General features: G+C 55.4%; 16 protein-coding genes. 9 read left to right on the top strand and 7 right to left on the bottom strand.

Features of this window, described 5'->3' with window-relative positions; all coding sequences use genetic code 11:
• Positions 1–8: 8 nt before the first annotated feature.
• Both CAI21_RS19340 and CAI21_RS19335 read right to left on the bottom strand, forming a co-directional pair.
• Positions 9–1,973: a putative bifunctional diguanylate cyclase/phosphodiesterase gene (locus CAI21_RS19340; RefSeq protein WP_181919716.1), complete on the bottom strand. Its 1,965-nt coding sequence runs from the start codon at positions 1,971–1,973 to the stop codon at positions 9–11.
• A gap of 322 nt (positions 1,974–2,295) precedes the next feature.
• Positions 2,296–2,586: a hypothetical protein gene (locus CAI21_RS19335; RefSeq protein ID WP_116303801.1), complete on the bottom strand. Its 291-nt coding sequence runs from the start codon at positions 2,584–2,586 to the stop codon at positions 2,296–2,298.
• Positions 2,587–3,088: 502 nt separating this feature from the next.
• Between CAI21_RS19335 and CAI21_RS19330 the strand changes: the two genes are divergently transcribed.
• Entirely contained in the window at positions 3,089–3,643 is a 555-nt protein-coding gene (locus tag CAI21_RS19330; RefSeq protein ID WP_220348873.1) for a hypothetical protein, read from the top strand.
• Between the two features lie 65 nt (positions 3,644–3,708).
• Here CAI21_RS19330 and CAI21_RS19325 read toward each other — a convergent pair whose 3' ends face one another.
• Together CAI21_RS19325 and CAI21_RS19320 are read right to left on the bottom strand one after the other, a co-directional pair.
• A complete protein-coding gene (locus tag CAI21_RS19325; protein WP_116303800.1) occupies positions 3,709–4,605 on the bottom strand; it encodes a bile acid:sodium symporter family protein in 897 nt (298 codons plus the stop codon).
• A 26-nt stretch (positions 4,606–4,631) separates the two neighbouring features.
• Positions 4,632–6,365 (bottom strand): AMP-binding protein, encoded by a 1,734-nt coding sequence (locus CAI21_RS19320; protein ID WP_116303799.1) that lies wholly within the window; start codon positions 6,363–6,365, stop codon positions 4,632–4,634.
• A gap of 532 nt (positions 6,366–6,897) precedes the next feature.
• Here CAI21_RS19320 and CAI21_RS19315 point away from each other — a divergent pair.
• The 8 genes from CAI21_RS19315 to CAI21_RS19290 all read left to right on the top strand — a co-directional run bounded on the left by CAI21_RS19315 (position 6,898) and on the right by CAI21_RS19290 (position 13,482).
• Complete coding sequence (locus CAI21_RS19315; protein ID WP_116303798.1) at positions 6,898–8,112, top strand: PQQ-dependent sugar dehydrogenase; 1,215 nt, start codon at positions 6,898–6,900, stop codon at positions 8,110–8,112.
• A 450-nt stretch (positions 8,113–8,562) separates the two neighbouring features.
• Positions 8,563–9,234 carry a hypothetical protein gene (locus tag CAI21_RS19310; RefSeq protein ID WP_258869008.1) on the top strand — a complete coding sequence of 224 codons (672 nt, stop codon included), beginning with the start codon at positions 8,563–8,565 and terminating at the stop codon, positions 9,232–9,234.
• Positions 9,235–9,260: 26 nt separating this feature from the next.
• On the top strand, positions 9,261–9,434 hold the full coding sequence (locus CAI21_RS25295; protein ID WP_258868231.1) for a hypothetical protein: 174 nt from the start codon (positions 9,261–9,263) through the stop codon (positions 9,432–9,434).
• Between the two features lie 56 nt (positions 9,435–9,490).
• Complete coding sequence (locus tag CAI21_RS25290; RefSeq protein WP_258869007.1) at positions 9,491–9,874, top strand: hypothetical protein; 384 nt, start codon at positions 9,491–9,493, stop codon at positions 9,872–9,874.
• Complete coding sequence (locus tag CAI21_RS19305) at positions 9,835–10,668, top strand: toxic anion resistance protein (protein WP_258869006.1); 834 nt, start codon at positions 9,835–9,837, stop codon at positions 10,666–10,668. The genes CAI21_RS25290 and CAI21_RS19305 overlap by 40 nt, the downstream gene beginning before the upstream one ends.
• A 199-nt stretch (positions 10,669–10,867) precedes the next feature.
• On the top strand, positions 10,868–12,283 hold the full coding sequence (gene glnA, locus CAI21_RS19300) for a glutamate--ammonia ligase (protein ID WP_116303797.1): 1,416 nt from the start codon (positions 10,868–10,870) through the stop codon (positions 12,281–12,283).
• A 128-nt stretch (positions 12,284–12,411) separates the two neighbouring features.
• Complete coding sequence (locus CAI21_RS19295; RefSeq protein ID WP_116303796.1) at positions 12,412–12,750, top strand: DUF3634 family protein; 339 nt, start codon at positions 12,412–12,414, stop codon at positions 12,748–12,750.
• Positions 12,751–12,864: 114 nt separating this feature from the next.
• Positions 12,865–13,482, top strand: coding sequence for a hypothetical protein (locus CAI21_RS19290; protein WP_116303795.1), 618 nt, complete (start codon positions 12,865–12,867; stop codon positions 13,480–13,482).
• A 168-nt stretch (positions 13,483–13,650) separates the two neighbouring features.
• Here CAI21_RS19290 and CAI21_RS19285 read toward each other — a convergent pair whose 3' ends face one another.
• The 3 genes from CAI21_RS19285 to CAI21_RS23390 all read right to left on the bottom strand — a co-directional run.
• Positions 13,651–14,631 (bottom strand): L-threonylcarbamoyladenylate synthase, encoded by a 981-nt coding sequence (locus CAI21_RS19285; protein WP_116303794.1) that lies wholly within the window; start codon positions 14,629–14,631, stop codon positions 13,651–13,653.
• A 23-nt stretch (positions 14,632–14,654) separates the two neighbouring features.
• Positions 14,655–15,923, bottom strand: a complete 1,269-nt coding sequence (gene bioA / locus CAI21_RS19280; RefSeq protein WP_116303793.1) for an adenosylmethionine--8-amino-7-oxononanoate transaminase — start codon at positions 15,921–15,923, stop codon at positions 14,655–14,657.
• 169 nt (positions 15,924–16,092) lie between these two features.
• A partial coding sequence (locus CAI21_RS23390; protein ID WP_181919541.1) for a hypothetical protein occupies positions 16,093–17,086 on the bottom strand: 994 nt, incomplete at its 5' end.

Below are 17,086 nucleotides of genomic sequence, written 5' to 3'. Positions count from 1 at the left end.
CAGGTGTATTAGTACGCCTGTTCTCTTCGTCGCGGCAGTGGATAACGTTCCGGTAACGCTTCGAACTGGGCTGCCGGCACGGGGCGACTGAAATGAAAGCCTTGCCCGAACATGCAGTGTTCGTCGTTCAGTCGGTGCCAGTCATCCGGCGTTTCGATGCCTTCGGCGATTACCTGTAGGCGTAAGGCTTTTGCCAGCGCCATAGTAGAGCGGACAATTGTAGCGGCTCTGTCGCTACGGGTAAGGTTACTTATAAACGTCTTATCCAGTTTGAGGTAATCGATATCGAGCTGAATCAGGTAACTAAGCGCCGAATAGCCGGTACCGAAGTCGTCCAGAGCAATCCGAACGCCTAGCTGGCGGATTTCGCGTAACAAACGGATAATCGAAGCCGGGTCCGTCATTAAAACGCTCTCGGTAATTTCTATTAGCAGCGCTTTAGGCGGGAGGCCGGACATTCGAAGTGCATCGCGAACGGTGTCGGAGAAGCTGGTATCGGCCAATTGCTCTAAGGACACATTCACAGAGATAGCGAAATCTTTCCGGCTCGACATCCATAGCGCCGCTTGCCGACAGGCTTCGCGCAGCACCCAGCGGCCGATCTCATTGATTAGCCCAGTTTGTTCGGCTAATGGAATAAACTGGACTGGCGAGACGGGACCGAACTCTTTGCTGTGCCATCGCAGCAGCGTCTCTGCCCCGACGACCTGCCCGGTATTTAGATGAATCAACGGTTGATACGCTAAGCTCAGCTCATTATTTTCCATCGCGTGTCGCAGTGCCCGCTGTAGCGCAAATCGGTTTGCGATATGCGTTTCCATTTCGAGTTTGAACTCAAGCGGTTGATTGCTACTGGATATGCGAGCCTGATGAAGGGCTATGTCGGCTTTACGCAGCACCGTTTCGATGTCGGTGCCATGTTTAGGTGCCAGGCTGTAACCTATGCTCACCGCCGTTTCGACATTGCGTTCGTCCCAACGAACCGGCGCTTCTAACGCGCTTCGTAAATGGTTTATTAGTCGTCCGGCATGGGTTGCGCCGGGAGGGAGCGGAGTGGCTATCGCAAACTCGTCGTTGCCAATACGACCGATAGCTCCTTCGGAAATTACGTATTTGAGCCTAAGTCCGGTTTGGAGCAACAGATAATCGCCCCCGGCGCGCCCGATGCTGCTGTTGATCTGAGTGAAGCCTTCAAGATCGATGAGTAGAATCACTATGTCGCGCGAGGGTATTGTTTCCAGTTCGCGATTAAGTAACTCCTGGGCTTGTTCCAAAAAACGTTTCTGATTCGGTAGGCCCGTGAGCATGTCGATGGTGGTTGCTTGGGCAAGACGTTCCTGAATCTCACGGCGCCGGTCGCGCTCGAAATGGAGTTGTCGCGAAAGGCCTCGATAATTAAAGAATGCCTTCAAGGCGCGCAACCGTCGTCGTTGGAGCCGTACCGACAGAACGATCAAGTACAGCCCAGACGTTAAAATGACTAAGCCCGCCCACGCATCTTTGCCAAACGCCGGCGGCATTAACATTAGGGCGGTGCTGATGGGAATAATCAGGATAAGCGTGCAGTCGCGATAAATGCGGTGGAAGCCGATTAACGGATTCAGGGTAACGGCCGCCAGGCACAAGCTAGCCATGCCGAGGATTAAGGCCATCATGTCGGGAAGAGGCCAGATTAGAAAAAGCGCACAGAAGCTCCAGGCCGCGCTACCGAGCCTCGTGGCGGTGCCAAACAGCCTGTTCCATCGCTTAATGTTGTTGGGAGAGTCGAAGTAAAGATAGGCGTAGCCAATCGCGGCTTTGAAGCATTCGGCAGCGGCGACAGCGGTAACCCAGCTAAGGATCAGCCAAGCCGGTAAATAGGGCCATAAGATGATGGCGGCAGCGATGGAGGCGGCAACCGTCAGGGTATAAACACCGCGAAACGACTCGAAAAGTTGCCGTATTAAGTAGGCCCGCAGATTTCCGTTGCGCATCTCCGCTCCATGATGAGAGATGCGGTGATTGGTTACCGGTTCCCCGTGGGGCATACCTGAAGTCCACCTCGTAGCCGATCCATACCGACCTGCCATTGTCGCCTGTGCAGCGCCTTAAACAGGCTAAGGAACTCCATTGCTTAGACATCGGCAGTTCTCTTTTTAAATAGCGGCAGTCGGTGGAGGAGCTGAAGGCTTACGTGGCTAAGTGTCGTTCGCGAAGGAGGTGCTCTTGGTGTCGATGGAGGGGAAAATAGGCGAGTGAGGCCTGGTCGGAACGAATATCCGGCCAGGCTGAGCGTCGCTTACCGAGTCCGTGCGCTTACCAATCAAACCCGGAGTCGCTGAGGCCGCACGCTGCTTCGGCCTCGGCATAGCTTTCGCCGGCATCGAGTTCGTCAAGTACGCAAGTCCATTTCTCTGCGGAATAGGGTGTGTCGTTGCAGTAGGCGTAAACGTCGTCGTCGTCCCAAGTATCCGCGGGTAACCCCCGATCTTCATGGTAGGCCAGTTGTGCAAACGTACAAGCACCGGCCGCATCTTCGTTGGCCGCTTTAACGGTGGCTAAGGGAAGGCCGATTAAAAACAGTGCAAGTAATGCGGATTTTTTCATTTTCTCTTCTCCTTTTAGGGTGCGTTTTGTTGTTTGGCCGCGATGTTGTATTGCCGGACTAAGATTAGCGGATGCGGGTTTTGTTATCAATTTTATAGTTAAGTTGCTGTTTTTTAATATATTTTCTTTGTTTCTCCTAGAGGATTTATGAAATTGAGAAGAGGTTTCGCTCCTTGCCTGTTTGTGTTTTTCTAGATCTGTTCTGCTGTGCGAAACTATTTTGTTTGGTTTTTTTGATGAGTTAATTGGCTTTTTTGTGAAGGCGATTAGTTGTCTTTTATGTTCTTTGTTTTCGCTAGTCGCGCTCGTGGAGGGTTCGTTGTAAACCTTGGCGGCGCCTGTCGTCACCTTTGTGTATGAAGATGCCTGCGGGTCTCGCTTGCAGCGACGGCGGGCCGGGTCGTTTAGGCAGCGTGATTTGTGCACTTGTGTCGTGCAAAGCTTAACCGTACTCTTACGCCGCTTCTGTTTAACGATGGCTGGTGTTAGGTCTGAGTGATTTATGATGAGCGGTAACGAACGCTTAAAGTCGAAGGGCTTACCCAGCCCGTTGATAGGGGTATTGTTGTTGCTAGGGAGCCTCGGCTTGAGTGCTCCGGCGAAGGCAGGCTTTTCTTCCTTCTACCCGTTGCCTTGGCCAGAGTTGGAGTATAGTCATAGTTACTTACAGACAAGTATCTGGACGACCCACTTTAGTCCTGACCCTGAACATAACAACACGCAGAATCTGATAAGTCTGGAAGTACATAATCCTGATCGATGGCTAGCCGGAGTGAGCTGGTTTAAGAATTCTTTTGACCAGCCTACTTGGTACTTCTATGTTGGGCACGAGTTCCCGCTGTGGCGCTCGGAGCAGGACTTAGAGGTAAGAGCAAAGCTTAGCGCGGGGTTTATACGCGGTTACAAAGGCGAGTATCAGAACAAGATTCCATTCAACGACTTTGGTGTCGCTCCAGCAGCTTTGCCGTCGATTGGGGTTAGGTGGCGAGCCGTGGAGGCGGATGTGATCGTGTTCGGGGTTGCCGGCATGATGGTGACGGCCGGAATGCGCTTTTAGTCCTTGTCCAGCTCAGTATGAGAAAGCCGGAGCCGGCACTTACTGCCGGCTCCGGCTTTCTGCGCTTATGCCGGTTCTACCTTAGCTTGGTCTCTTGCCAGTTCTTCTTTCAAGCTGCGTGCACGATAATAAATCGTTATTAAACTGGATGTAAATACGATAAACATCGAGTACAGCACTGGGATCAAGAGCATTTCTTGTTGTTGCGTGCCTTCAAAGGTCATACCGACGATAAGGATGGCTAAGGGGCCGTTCTGAATCCCTGTTTCGAGGGAAACGGTACGCGCTTTGGCCGAGTTCAAACGCAGAGCCCGGCTGAACCAGTAGCCGATGAGGAAGCCGCACAGGCCGAGCCCGATCGCCGCAATGTAAATCTCCTTCGGCGTTGTGCTTAGCAGATCGAGGTTGCGCGGGATATAGGCGCCGATCAGGAAGAGAATGACAAGAACCCCGACAACGCCGCCGATCAATTCCGTAACCGCTCCAACATTAGCGTTGCTCCTTCGCAGAACAATACCGAGTACGGTCGGTATCAGTAGTACGAATAGAATTGCCGCTACGTTATCCGACGGAATCCTGAACTCGGCATCGATGCCTGCGGTATAGAGGGCAAGCGTGGCGGGAACCATGATGACGGCCGCTAAGGTCGAGCAAACCGTCATCAGAATGCTCAAGCCCAGCACGCTGCGCGAGAAATAGGCAAACAGGTTGGACGTGGTGCCGCCGGGTATACAGCCCATGAGTACTAACGCAACCGTATGCAGTTGAGACAGGCCCAGGCTGCGGGCCAAGATGAATGCAATCAGTGGCATGAATAAATATTGCGAGGCGAAACCGATCAGGATGGCCTGCGGTTGCCGAAAGGCTAAGCGGAAGTCTTTGAACGTTAACGAAGCCCCCATACCCAACATGATGACGATCATCATCAGGTTCAGCAGGGATTGTTCCCACGGTTGTAACATGTTTTTCTCCTCTAATTATTATTGTCTTATTGTGCGTGCTGCTGCAGGTATTCCTGGCGCAGGTCTTTCCGTAGGACTTTGCCGATGGGCGTCTTCGGTAGCTCGTCGCGGAACTCGACTTGCTTCGGCACTTTATAGCGGGCGAGGGCTTTCAGGCAGTGTTGCCGTACTTCTTCGGCAGTGACTTCGTCGCGTTTGACCACATAGGCCCGAACCGCTTCGCCGGTACCCTGGTCCGGTACGCCGATCACGGCGACTTCCTGTACGGCGTCGATCTTAGCAATGCAGTCTTCAACCTCGTTCGGATAGACGTTAAACCCGCTAACGAGGATCATGTCCTTTTTACGGTCGACGATATAGAAGAAGCCGTCTTCGTCCATGCGCGCCATATCGCCGGTGTAGAACCAGCCGTCCTTGACCGCTTTCGCCGTTTCTTCGTCCCTGTTCCAATATCCAAGCATTACCTGTGGGCCTTGAACGATGAGTTCGCCGGATTCTCCGACCGGTACGGGACGACCTTGGTCGTCTACGATGCGTACGTCCGTCCCAGGAACGGGAACCCCAATGCTGCCCGGGCGCACCTTGCCTTCTAGAGGATTGAACGTAATAACCGGCGACGTTTCGGTAAGCCCGTAACCTTCTACCAGCCGAGTACCGGTCACCTCCGCCCAGCGTTTAGCGACGGCTTGATGCAAGGCGGCACCGCCGGCGATGGCCGCGTGTAGGTGCTTGGGCGGATAGACCTTGAACCAATCTTCATTCAGGAGGGCGTTGAATAAGGTGTTTACCCCGGTCATCCATGTGACTGGATAGTTTTCGATCGCCCGCCGTAAGTTGCTTATGGGGCGTGGGCTCGGAATCAGGATGTTATTCCCGCCCATGTGGTGGAAGGCGAGCAAGTTAACCGAGAAGGCGAAGATATGGTAAAGCGGCAGCGCCGTTAGCATTACCTCCTGGCGTTCGTCGTTATGGGCCACGCCCGTTGCATGTATTTGGTCGACGTTGGTCAGCAGATTGCCATGCGTAAGCATCGCGCCTTTGGCGATGCCGGTGGTGCCGCCAGTATATTGTAATACGGCAACGGAGTCGCGGGTCAGGTGCTCCCAATACGTTTTAACTGCGATCTGCCGATTCTGCTTCAGCTCGTACCCTTTGTGCAGCGTTTCCCGAAACGGCGTAGTTTGGACCTCGCACTTTGGAATCATCCGGTTCCAGTAGCGCTGAACGAGTTTAATCACCTGTTTCACAACAGGCGGGAACATCTCGGAAACACTGGTGAGTATGACGTGCTTCACCTGCGTCCGCGGCAAGATATCTGTGAGTTTATCCGCGAACATATCGACAATAACGAGCGCCTCGACGCCGCTGTCGATAAATTGTTTTTCCATCTCTACCGCAGTGTAGAGCGGATTGACGTTGACCAGGACGCAACCGGCTTTGAGTATGCCGAAGGCGGCAACCGGAAACGTAAGGCAATTGGGCATTTGGATAGCGACCCGCGCGCCTTCCTTGAGTCCTAGGTGTTCTCTTAGATAAACCGCGAAAGCATCCGAGTGCTCGTCGGCCTTGGCGTAGCTCAATGTGCCGTTCATGCCATTGGCGGTAACGGCGGTGAAGGCCTTGCGAGCGGCAAACTGCTCCGCGCTGCGGACGATCATCTCGACCACATTATTATATTCTGGCGTCTTCAACTCTGCCGGCATCGAACCATAGTGCTGAATCCACGGCCGACTATCGTATACCGATTGGGGAAGATTCATGAGTTCTCCTCGTTCGTTATTATCGTATTGTTTTATTATTATGGCCTTTCAAGCTTCAAAAAGCTGAGTCGGTCGTTTTTAGGACCGCTGACAACGTTACCTCGCGGTACGCTCCCTCGGCTTGTCAGTGGTTCCCTTCCTTCGCTTTTGCAATAGTTCAGCAGCCTGCTAAGCCGTTTGGGCTTTTCTGCTGAAACATAACAGTGATTTGTTACAGAGGCTAGTACCTGCGCGATGCCTTGGGCGACATTACGTCAAATATGACGCCTCTGTCACCGTAAGCATGACTTATATTCGCTGCAGAACGTGATGCGAATTTGTTTTTTGTTTCATAGGCTCGGGTAGGTGGGCAGGTTGGCCCCTGTGTACTTGTAGAGCGGTTTCTATCGCCCCAGTTCTTGGAGAAATTCCGAACGTGTTCCTCAAGGTATTTTAGGCAGTGCTCAGCCGCTGTTATAGAGCGGTAGGCCGCGGTTGCGGCGGATCGGGATGCGTAGCTAGGAGGTCGGTAGATGCAGCAAGGATGCCCTAAATGGTTTGGGACAGGTCTTATCGCGGGGGGGTAGCTATAGGAGTCAGCTTTCACGTTCAGGCAGAGGTTGAAGTTGTCAACGAGGTCGTAGAGTCGGCTCTTGAGAGCGACGAAGCGTCGTTTCGCGTTGTGCGGGTTGTGGGCGGTCTTGAGCATCCTTGGGCGATGGCGTGGTTGCCTGACGGGCGAATGCTCGTGACCGAACGGCCAGGGCGATTACAGTTGGTGGACGGCTCGCAAGTCACCGAAGTATCCGGTCTGCCCATGATCGGCGTTGCTACCGAGGAAGACGATCCCGCCGAAGGGGAGGGGCAGGGTGGTTTGTTGGATATTGCTTTGCACCCCGATTACGAGAATAACGGCTGGATTTACTTTACCTACTCCAGCCCGGGCGACGACGATGCCGTGCTCGGCGACGCCGAATACGGCACCGGCACGGCGCTGGCGCGTGGGCGTTTAAGCCAGGACGGAAGCGAGCTAGTAGATGTAGAGCCGCTATACGTCCAAGCGCCGAGAACCGACCCCGGTAGGCACTACGGATCTCGAATCGTTTTCCCGGGCGACGGCACCGTGATGTTCTCGATAGGAGATAGAGGGCTGCGTTACCCCTCGCAAGATCTAACGGATCCGGCCGGATCGATGATTCGGTTGCACGAAGACGGAGGCGCGACGGAGGACAATCCTTTCGTTAATCGAGAGCCAGGGAATCTGCGTCCGGAGATCTACTCGTTTGGGCATCGAAATAAGCAGGGTATAGCCATAGACCCTGGGTCGGGTGCCATTTGGGCGGTCGATCACGGCCCGCTTGGCGGCGATTTGCTTTATCGGATTGAGGCGGGAGCCAATTACGGCTGGCCGCAGGTTGCTTATGGTACCGAGTACTCGACGGGGCAATTTACCGGGATCGGATCTCAAGCGCCGGGCGTGGTCGAGCCTGCCTACTGGTGGGAAGAGTCAATGGCCCCGTCGGGGCTGACCTTTTACGACGGCGAGTCTTTCCCACAGTGGCGGGGTAATCTGTTCGCCGGCTCATTGGCGCAGGAGCGCTTGCATCGTTTAACCCTTAATGGCGATGAAGTCGTCGACGACGAAATTTTGTTAGACGGCGTTGTCGGTCGTATTCGCGACGTTAGGCAAGGCCCCGACGGAATGCTGTATGTGGCCACCGACGAAGCGGACGGAGGTGTGTATCGGTTAGAGCCGGTCGAGGACTAGTCGCCGGTACGCGTAAAGCGGCCAGGTGTTCGGCCACTGGAAGGTGCAGGGAGGCTTTCGATGCGTGTACTGGGCTATACGTTACTCTTGTTTTTTCTGGTCGGCCTTGCAGGATGCGAAGTCATTGCGACGATTTTGAAGCCGGCGTCTGGGTCGGTGTCGTAGGTATCTTGCTGATCGTTATCGTGGTGTGGCTACTCTATGCGATCCTGAGGCGTTAAAGACCAGCCTTTGCGGCGTGTTTTGCGGCGATTGTCCAGGGCTCCTTTTTGAGCGCGCAATGCGATAGGGTTAGCAGAAAGCGGTTTATTAGGTCGTGGTCGCAGCTGGCCATGCCGGAACCGGCGGTATTTTCCTTTCTGCTGCCAGAGTGCTGAGTGGATGCTAGGTTTTCTTCAAGGTTTCGCATACGGCTTATTCCTTTCTTGTTTCTTTTGGTTTTTCATAGGGATGGTCAACCCTAGGTTGGCCGTGCCTTACGAGCCGCCGCGGCGCTGGCAGGTACTTGTCCGCTACTGGCTCATTATCCCGTTCATTGCTTTTTTGCTTTGGCTAACCTCGCTCTGGGGCGGATTTAGCCCCAGTTTAATAGGTTGGCTGGTTGGGCTTGCCGCCATCGCTGTCGAAGTGCCTTTAGAGCGTCGTTGGCGGCGCTGGCGCGAGGCGTGGAGGCAGAGGCGCCATGAAGCTGCCCGTGCTAAAGCGGCGGCGAGACGGCAGGCTGAGCTGGAGGGGGAGCAGCGCGAAGCAGGTGTGGCCGTGCTGAATCCAGCAAAGCCGCCTGCGGATGCCGACTCGGTGGTTATCAATCTCTGCTCGGCTAAGCAACGATTACTGGATGTGAGGCGCCCGGACTTGGCGATTCAGGCCGATCGCCTATATACCCGTTACGTGCGCGCGCTGGATAGCCTTGGCAGCACTTTCGACGCAAAGGAGCTTACGTACGACCGCGCCCGCGGCATGATTGCAGAAGTGAGTTCGACCGCCATCGACAACTTGGGAGCTATGGCATCGTTGGCTTCTGGCATTGGCGGTATCGACCTTGCTTACGTCGAGCGCCGGTTGGCCGGCGAAGGGGGCATTTGGCGGGTGCGGAACGTGCGGCCTTACAGCGACGCCTAGAGCTTGTCCATGAGGGAGAGCAGCGATTGCGCGAGTTGAGCGGTCGCAACGAAGCGGTATTGACAGCGCTGGACGATGTGGCGGTTGCGGTTTCCGCTATTGAGACGGATCGCCCTCACGCATCGTTGGCGGCCGATCAAGCCTTGCAGGATTTGCGCCGATTTGTCGATAAGGCGAGTGCTTATAGCCGCAAAGAATAGCCGCGAACGGATGGCTATCCGATGGACGGGAAGGGACGGCCAATGAGGAGGGCTTCATGCGTCAGTCGGAAGATAAAGAGGCTGCCGACCCCAAGCTTAATCTTTCCTTGCCGCCGGTGGAATCATTGGCGGCTGACGTTAAGCGGGAGGGGAGTGCCGATTCGTTTGAAGCGGACCCGGACCTGATAGCGATAGCTGACGCCTTTGTGCGGCAAGTATTGTCTTCCGGTAACGGGGAGGGTGCCGAACAGCAACGCCAAGCGGTGGACCGCATGGGGGCGGACGTTCAGCAGCAAGCGGCTCACCGCAGTGCGATGTTACAGACTCCGATCCGTAACCTGGCGCATCAGGGCGACGATGGGGGCCGGTGGCTGAGGCTTTGTTGGAGCTCAGGGGCAAGATGGAGGATCTTGACCCTAATCGGCGTGATTTCTCGATAAGCCGCTTTGAGCGGGTATTTTCTTTTCTACCTGGGGTCGGCAGCCGGGTTAAGCGCTATTTTCGAAAGTTCGAGAGTTCGCAAGAGGCGCTTGATGCCATCATCAAGGATTTGGAAGCCGGGCGCGAGATGTTGCGACGGGATAACCTAACGCTGGCCGACGACCAGCAGGCGCTTCGTGACAGCTTAGGGCAGTTACGTCGGCAGATTAGTCTTGGGAAGCTGATCGATCGGCGTTTGCAGAGCATTTTGATTGAGAAAGGGACGGATGCCGATGCGGGGCGCTTTATCGAAGAAGAGTTATTGTTTCCGCTTCGGCAGCGGATTGTTGACCTGCAACAGCAATTAACCGTTTGCCAGCAGGGCATATTGGCTTTGGAAGTTGTTATTCGCAATAACCGTGAGTTGATGCGTGGCGTCGATAGGGCGATTAACGTCACGGTGTCGGCCTTGAATGTGGCGGTCACGGTTGCATTGGCTTTGGCAAATCAAAGGCTGGTGTTGGATCGTGTCGAGGCGCTCAATGCAGCGACGGGAAACCTCATTGCCGGTACCTCGCGCGCCTTGCGTAGCCAAGGCGTCGAAATCCAAACGCGCGCCGCTTCCTCTGTTCTGGATATGGAGCAGCTGCAGGGGGCATTTGCCGATGTGATCGAGGCTCTGGACGAGGTGTCGCGTTACCGTCGCGATGCATTACCTAAGTTAGATGCTCAGATCGATAAGCTTGAACAACTGACTAGCGAGGGAGAGGCGGCCATACGGCGAATGGATCAGGGGAATGCGGCACAATCCTGAAGGAGATTTTTCGGCATTGAAGGGTTTGCACTAAGTGTGTGCGTCGCCTGGTTTTTTGCTTTTATATAGTGCGGTACCGGATGTTTTTGCGGACAACTTGCACCAAAAAAGAACATATTGATCTTTCGTCTTCGCTCGGATTCTGGTAAACCTTCCCGCCCACGGTTCTTTTTGCTTCTTTCCGAGTGGAGGTCGAGACGTGTCTCGCACAGCAGCAGACGTTCTTAAGCTCATCGAAGAGCACGAAATTAGATATGTAGATTTTCGGTTTACCGATACCGCCGGAAAGGAGCAGCACCTCACTGTGCCGGCCTCTACGGTCGACGAAGACCTGTTTGAATCGGGTACCATGTTCGACGGCTCCTCGATCCAAGGCTGGAAAGGGGTGAACGACTCCGACATGATCCTGCTGCCCGATGCCAGCACCGCAACCATCGATCCCTTCTTTATCGATCCGACGCTGAATCTTACCTGCGACGTTATCGAACCTAAGACGTTGCAGGGCTATGAGCGCGATCCTCGTTCTATCGCGAAACGGGCGGAAGCTTATCTGACATCCACCGGTATCGGCGATACGGCTTTTTTCGGCCCGGAAAACGAATTCTTCATTTTCGATGACGTTCGCTGGGGCGCCGATATGAGCGGCAGCTTCTATAAGATCGACTCCGAAGAAGCCGGTTGGAATTCGGAGAAAGTCTATCCGGATGGCAATATGGGGCATCGTCCGAGGGTGAAGGGCGGTTATTTCCCGGTGCCGCCGGTAGATAGCCTGCATGAAATTCGCAGTGCGATGTGCGGCGCTTTGGAAGAAATGGGCGTTCCGGTCGAGGTTCATCATCATGAGGTTGCGACTGCCGGGCAATGCGAGATCGGCGTTAAGTTCAATACGCTGGTTAAGAAAGCCGATGAAGTGCAGAAGCTTAAGTATGTCATCCACAACATCGCTCACGCTTACGGCAAAACGGTGACTTTTATGCCGAAGCCGCTCGTTGGCGATAACGGCAGCGGCATGCATGTTCATCAATCGCTCGCTCGCGAAGGCAAGAACGTTTTCAGCGGCAACCAGTACGGCGGCTTGTCGGAGACTGCGTTGTACTACATCGGCGGCATCATCAAGCACGCGCAAGCGTTGAATGCATTCACCAACGCATCGACGAATAGCTACAAGCGTTTGGTGCCTCATTTTGAAGCGCCGGTGTTGTTGGCTTATTCCGCGAGCAACCGTTCGGCATCGATTCGGATCCCTTACGTGGCTAATCCTAAGGCGCGGCGGGTCGAAGTGCGTTTCCCCGATTCTACGGCCAATCCCTACCTCGCGTTTGCGGCGATGTTAATGGCAGGGCTGGATGGGATTCAGAACAAGATTCATCCTGGCGATGCGATGGATAAAGACTTGTACGACTTGCCGCCGGAAGAGGAGAAAGATATCCCGAAGGTGGCTTTCTCCTTGGAAGGGGCGTTAACGGCCCTGGATGCCGATCGGGAGTTCCTGAAGGCCGGTGGCGTGTTTACCGATGAAGTAATCGATGCCTACATCGCTTTGAAGATGGAAGAAGTGCAGCGTTTACGGATGACCACCCACCCGGTCGAGTTTGATTTGTATTACAGTTGCTAATAGCGTATTAGTGGGGCTTTCGCTCCGCTGGTCGTGAACACGCCCGCCAGCTGCTTAGCGACGGCCCTGTCTCATCAGGGCTGCCGCTATGTCGGTAGCGGGCGTTTTCACAAGGAGTGCGGAGAGCGATGGACCCGATAGCGGTCATGCTTATACTCCTAGCTGTCGGTGCTGGCGTTGTTATTATCGTCATCCGGCGCGCTGCGGTGGTTTTTGTTCTGCGAATCCAAGATGGCAAGGCTCGTGTGATCCGAGGTAAGCCTCCGCCGGGTTTTGCTTCCGCCTGCGAAGAAGTTTGCCGCTTGCATGGCCTGAGCCGAGGCGAGATACGGGCGGTGCGTACCGGTGCAGGGCAAGAACTGCGTTTTTCTAAAGACATTCCGGAGCGGTTGCGGCAGCCGTTTCGGAATGTTTGGACGCCTCCGCCTGGCGGCGGCGGAGGTGGCGGTATGCGGGCAAGCCGGTAGGACTCTGAGAAGAAGGGAAGAACCGCCGGTATAGGTGGTTTATGTGGCATGGATTTGAAAAGCCTTCCCGTTTATGAGAGGGTCAGGCTAGTTTCAACGGAGTAAAATACGATCATGCGAAAACTGGAGACTTTCAAAGCTCGGGCTGCCCTGGCAACGGCAACGGTTGCATTTTGCAGTGCCATTGTCTTTAGCGGCGCCGCGGTTGCCGAAGCGCCGATGGGGCAGCCGCAAGGGCAAGCTCCGCAGGCTCAACAGCAGGTTGACCCGGAGGTGATGCAGCAGGCGCAGCGTATTCAGCAGCGTATGCAGGAGATTCACCAGGAACTCGGGCAGGCTCAGCAGCAAGCGCTAGAGGACGACGAAGCCTTACAGGCTCAGTTGGAAGACCTGGAGGCCCTGGCCATCTCGACGATGGAAGACAAGGGGCACGATCCTCAAGGTAACATCAACCGCTTAGAAGAGCTGCGGGGCCAGCTACAGGCCGCCCAAGACGACCAGGAGCGCCAGCAGGAGCTGTTTGCGGCTGCCCAGGAAGAACAAGTGGCTCTGGAGGCCGCGCAACGCGATGCGATGCAGGACAGCGATCTTATGGCTGCACAGGAGCAGTTCCAGAACGATTTGCTGGCCAGCATGACGGACCGGAATCCGGAAATCGAAGAATTGATTGCCGAATTTGAAGAGCTGCAACAGCAGATGATGGACCTGCAGCAGCGCGCCATGGCGCAATAAACCGACTCAGGTTTTGGGTCGACTCAAAAGCCGCTTCATATCATGAAGCGGCTTTTGATATGTGTCACACCGTAGCGGAAACAAGCCCCCGGTAGCTTGCGCTAATTGCGACTGCCCTGGCGGTTAGGAAAACAACGACCTACGTTATCGCCGCCCGATCCGTCCTCCTCATATCTCCGCGCTTTTAGGCGCACAAGCACGCGTCAAACGATCTCGCAGCGCTGTCCAAGCAGCGGTAGCGGGCGGTGTTTCGATAAGAATCCAATCAAGGCCGGCGGCGTCTAGCTGGTGTAAAGCCGCATATAGCTGACGTGCAGCCTGTGCGGGCTCCGGGCTTAGCGCAATATGTATCGCAGTATTGACGGGAGGCTCGGAAAAACCGAGAAAGCCTCCACGGCCCGGGCGGTTCTGAGCCCAGGCTTCGCTAGCTTCTCGCGCAACCATATAGGTAGGCGTGTTCGGCGCGTAATGCGAAAGCGTTTGGCCCGGTACGCGCACCTCGCTCTGCTGCTTCAGCTCGATAGCCCTCGACTCCCCCAATGCGGCCGCTAGGGTCGCGGAATCTAGCATGCCTGGCCGAAGTATCTCAGGCCTTTGGCCGAGACAGGAAACGATGGTCGATTCGATACCTATATGGCAGGGCCCGCCATCGAGAATTAAAGGCGTTTCGGCACCGAACTGGCCTTTGACATGATCTGCCGTCGTGGGGCTGATGTGGCCATACCGGTTGGCAGAGGGGGCGGCAAGGCCACCGCCGAATTGGTCAAGAAGCGTTAAAGCAAGGGGGTGCTGGGGTACTCTTAACGCTACGGTGTCTTGGCCGCCGGTAACGGCATCCGGGACGTCCGCTGCACGTTTGAGTACCAGAGTGAGCGGTCCGGGCCAGAAATGCTCCGCTAGCCGTCGGGCATAAGCGGGAATGTCGCGGGCCCAGTCGTCGAGTTGTGCCGCTGTCGCTAAGTGAACGATCAGCGGACGGCTGGGAGGGCGGCCTTTTAGGCGGAAAATCCCTTGTACCGCCATTGGGTTTTTCGCATCGGCTGCCAGTCCGTATACGGTTTCCGTAGGCATGACGACCTGTTCGCCGTTGCGCAAGCGGGCAACGGCTTCGTCAATTTCGCTTTGGCCGACGGTCGGTTCCGCGCTCATCTAATCTGGCCTCCGGTCGTGGTTCAGGCGGTAACGGCGCGAATGGCGGTGGTGAGTTTGCTTAGATCCTGTGCGCCTATAACATAGGGCGGCATTATATAGATCAATTGGCGGAAAGGACGGATCCAAACGCCATGCTCGATAAATAGGCTTTGGGCCTTGGCAACGTCTACCGGCTCATGCAGTTCGACCACTCCGATGGCGCCTAGAACGCGAACGTCAGCCACTTTCGGCGACTGTAAACAGGGTGCGAGCTCCGCCTTAAGCTGCGTTTCGATAGCGGCTACTTTGTTTTTCCAATCGCTCTTGAGCAGGAGGTCGATACTCGCATTGGCGATGGCACAAGCAAGCGGATTGCCCATAAAGGTCGGGCCGTGCATAAGAACCTTTGCTTGCCCTTCGCTGATGCCATTGGCAACCTCTTCCGTGCATAAGGTGGCTGCCAGCGTCATGTAACCGCCGGTCAGTGCCTTGCCAAAGCACGCAATGTCCGGACAAACACCGGCATGCTCCAGGGCGAAAAGCCGGCCTGTGCGGCCGAAGCCTGTCGCGATTTCGTCAAAGATCAACAGCACGCCGTACTGGTCGCATAGCTCGCGGACGGCTTTCAAATAGTCCGGATGATAAATTCGCATACCGCCGGCGCCTTGTACCACCGGCTCTAAGACGACCGCGGCGATTTCCTCATGGTGTTTGTCCAAGGTGGTGCGGACATCGTCGATATCTTCGGGATTCCAATCACCGTCGTAGCGGCTTTGGGGGGCTTTGGCGAAGTAATGCCGGGGCAGTATGCCTTGAAATAGCTCATGCATCCCGTTGATCGGATCGCAGACAGCCATCGCACCGAAGGTATCCCCATGGTAGCCATGGTACAACGAAAGTAAGCGTGTCTTGTTTGCGTGGCCGCGGCTCAGCCAATACTGGAGCGCCATTTTAATGGCGACTTCAACCGCCACCGACCCGCTATCGGCAAGAAAGACCTTCTGTAGCGGGGCAGGCGTCAGTTCGACCAAGCGCTTGCCCAGCTCGGTTGCCGGAGCATGCGTTAAACCCCCGAACATAACGTGCGCCATACGCCCGAGTTGCTTTTCGGCAGCCGCATTCAGGTAGGGGTGGTTGTAGCCATGGATAGCCGCCCACCAAGAAGACATCCCATCGATTAAGCGGGTGCCGTTCTCTAAAATGATATGAACACCTTCGCATCGGTCTACCGCATAGGCAGGAAGCGGTTCGCTGATTGACGTATAGGGGTGCCACAGGTGTGTGCGGTCGAATTCGAGATCGGTATTCATGAACTTGTATCGTCCGGATCGTGTCGATGCTGAGAGGCTCAATTCGGCAGCGTGCACCGAGAGCGCCTTGCGAAGAATCATTCGATTGTAGCATTCGTCGCCCTTGCCGTTTAATGGAACGAGTGCCGCCCTTCTGCGATGCCAGCAAGGGGCTGTTGAGGCAAACGTATTATTCGATGTTTCTTAAAGGTCGGTTGGCGAAAGCGTCGGTAGCGGTGGAGTGGGGTAGTAAAGAGATTTCAACGCGTTGATTGCGCTGAGCAATAGCATTCCATTCGGCGGCTCTTATATCGCTATCGGTGCTGGGATAGTCGACGCGTGGGTAGGCTCGGCCGTGGGAGCGAATCTCAAGGCGTATGTTGCCTTCGGTGAATAAGGGAGAGCTGCGAGTGAAATTGGCGAAGGCCAAGGATTGTTGCTCGCCTAGGCGGCGGGCAGTAGCAGGGTCGAAGCCGATGCTATCGCATTCGCCGACCGGGAGTCGATCGGGTGCTAGTTGCAACTCTCCGTTGTCGCCGCGCACGAGGCAAAAGTCACCCACATGAGCGTCCAGCCGAACGACACCGCCGAACCCGCTTTGCTGCAAATGGTAGGCTAGCTCATTAAGTAGCGATAAGCGGCTATCGTCAAACGGAATACGACCGTACTCGAAATGGCTGTGCTGGTTAAGCGACCACTCCAGCGCGTTCAATAGCGATTGTCTCTCCTGGTCCGCCTCCAGGCGTAATGCGATCAGGCGCTGTATCAGCGCGCCACGTTCGCCCACATCCGTTTGATCGATATCTGTACTAGCGGCTAGATGCACATCGAGGGTGTGGTGGTCGCGATTGCCGAGAAAGTTTGCAAGTACAAACGCGAGGGATAAGGCAATGATCGGCGTTAGCGCAGCCGCTACGCGCCAGCGTTTACTCTGTTGTACGGCGGTTTGGTAGCGTTGCTCGTAGATGCTGTCCTTTATTGCGCTTAGCTCATTGGATAGCGTTTCGCGCAGGGCTTGCCGGTGTCCTTCGAGCTGATCGTGAATGAGCCGGAGCACGGTCTCGTCGGCAACTTCACGGGCCAAACTTTCGATCTGGTCTGCTCGTAGGTAGTCTTCCTGGGGCGGAGGCGGCCCCTCTGCCTTGTCGGCGGGTTTATGCGCTTCCTGCCGGCCGGCAGGAACG

The sequence above is a fragment of the Alkalilimnicola ehrlichii genome (assembly GCF_003399765.1).
GTDB lineage: Bacteria > Pseudomonadota > Gammaproteobacteria > Nitrococcales > AK92 > AK92.
Note: the sequence above shows the minus strand (reverse complement) of the source record. Positions and strands in the feature narration are given on the sequence as shown.

Excerpts from the sequence above, each read along its gene's own strand:
- CAI21_RS19285 (WP_116303794.1), bottom strand. The coding sequence starts at position 14,631 with ATGAGCGCGGAACCGACCGTCGGCCAAAGCGAAATTGACGAAGCCGTT.
- CAI21_RS19310 (WP_258869008.1), top strand. The coding sequence starts at position 8,563 with ATGGTCAACCCTAGGTTGGCCGTGCCTTACGAGCCGCCGCGGCGCTGG.
- CAI21_RS19320 (WP_116303799.1), bottom strand. The coding sequence starts at position 6,365 with ATGAATCTTCCCCAATCGGTATACGATAGTCGGCCGTGGATTCAGCAC.
- CAI21_RS19295 (WP_116303796.1), top strand. The coding sequence starts at position 12,412 with ATGGACCCGATAGCGGTCATGCTTATACTCCTAGCTGTCGGTGCTGGC.
- CAI21_RS19315 (WP_116303798.1), top strand. The coding sequence starts at position 6,898 with ATGGTTTGGGACAGGTCTTATCGCGGGGGGGTAGCTATAGGAGTCAGC.
- bioA (WP_116303793.1), bottom strand. The coding sequence starts at position 15,923 with ATGAATACCGATCTCGAATTCGACCGCACACACCTGTGGCACCCCTAT.
- CAI21_RS19330 (WP_220348873.1), top strand. The coding sequence starts at position 3,089 with ATGATGAGCGGTAACGAACGCTTAAAGTCGAAGGGCTTACCCAGCCCG.
- CAI21_RS19335 (WP_116303801.1), bottom strand. The coding sequence starts at position 2,586 with ATGAAAAAATCCGCATTACTTGCACTGTTTTTAATCGGCCTTCCCTTA.
- CAI21_RS19305 (WP_258869006.1), top strand. The coding sequence starts at position 9,835 with ATGGAGGATCTTGACCCTAATCGGCGTGATTTCTCGATAAGCCGCTTT.
- CAI21_RS25290 (WP_258869007.1), top strand. The coding sequence starts at position 9,491 with ATGCGTCAGTCGGAAGATAAAGAGGCTGCCGACCCCAAGCTTAATCTT.
- CAI21_RS19340 (WP_181919716.1), bottom strand. The coding sequence starts at position 1,973 with ATGCGCAACGGAAATCTGCGGGCCTACTTAATACGGCAACTTTTCGAG.
- CAI21_RS19325 (WP_116303800.1), bottom strand. The coding sequence starts at position 4,605 with ATGTTACAACCGTGGGAACAATCCCTGCTGAACCTGATGATGATCGTC.
- CAI21_RS19290 (WP_116303795.1), top strand. The coding sequence starts at position 12,865 with ATGCGAAAACTGGAGACTTTCAAAGCTCGGGCTGCCCTGGCAACGGCA.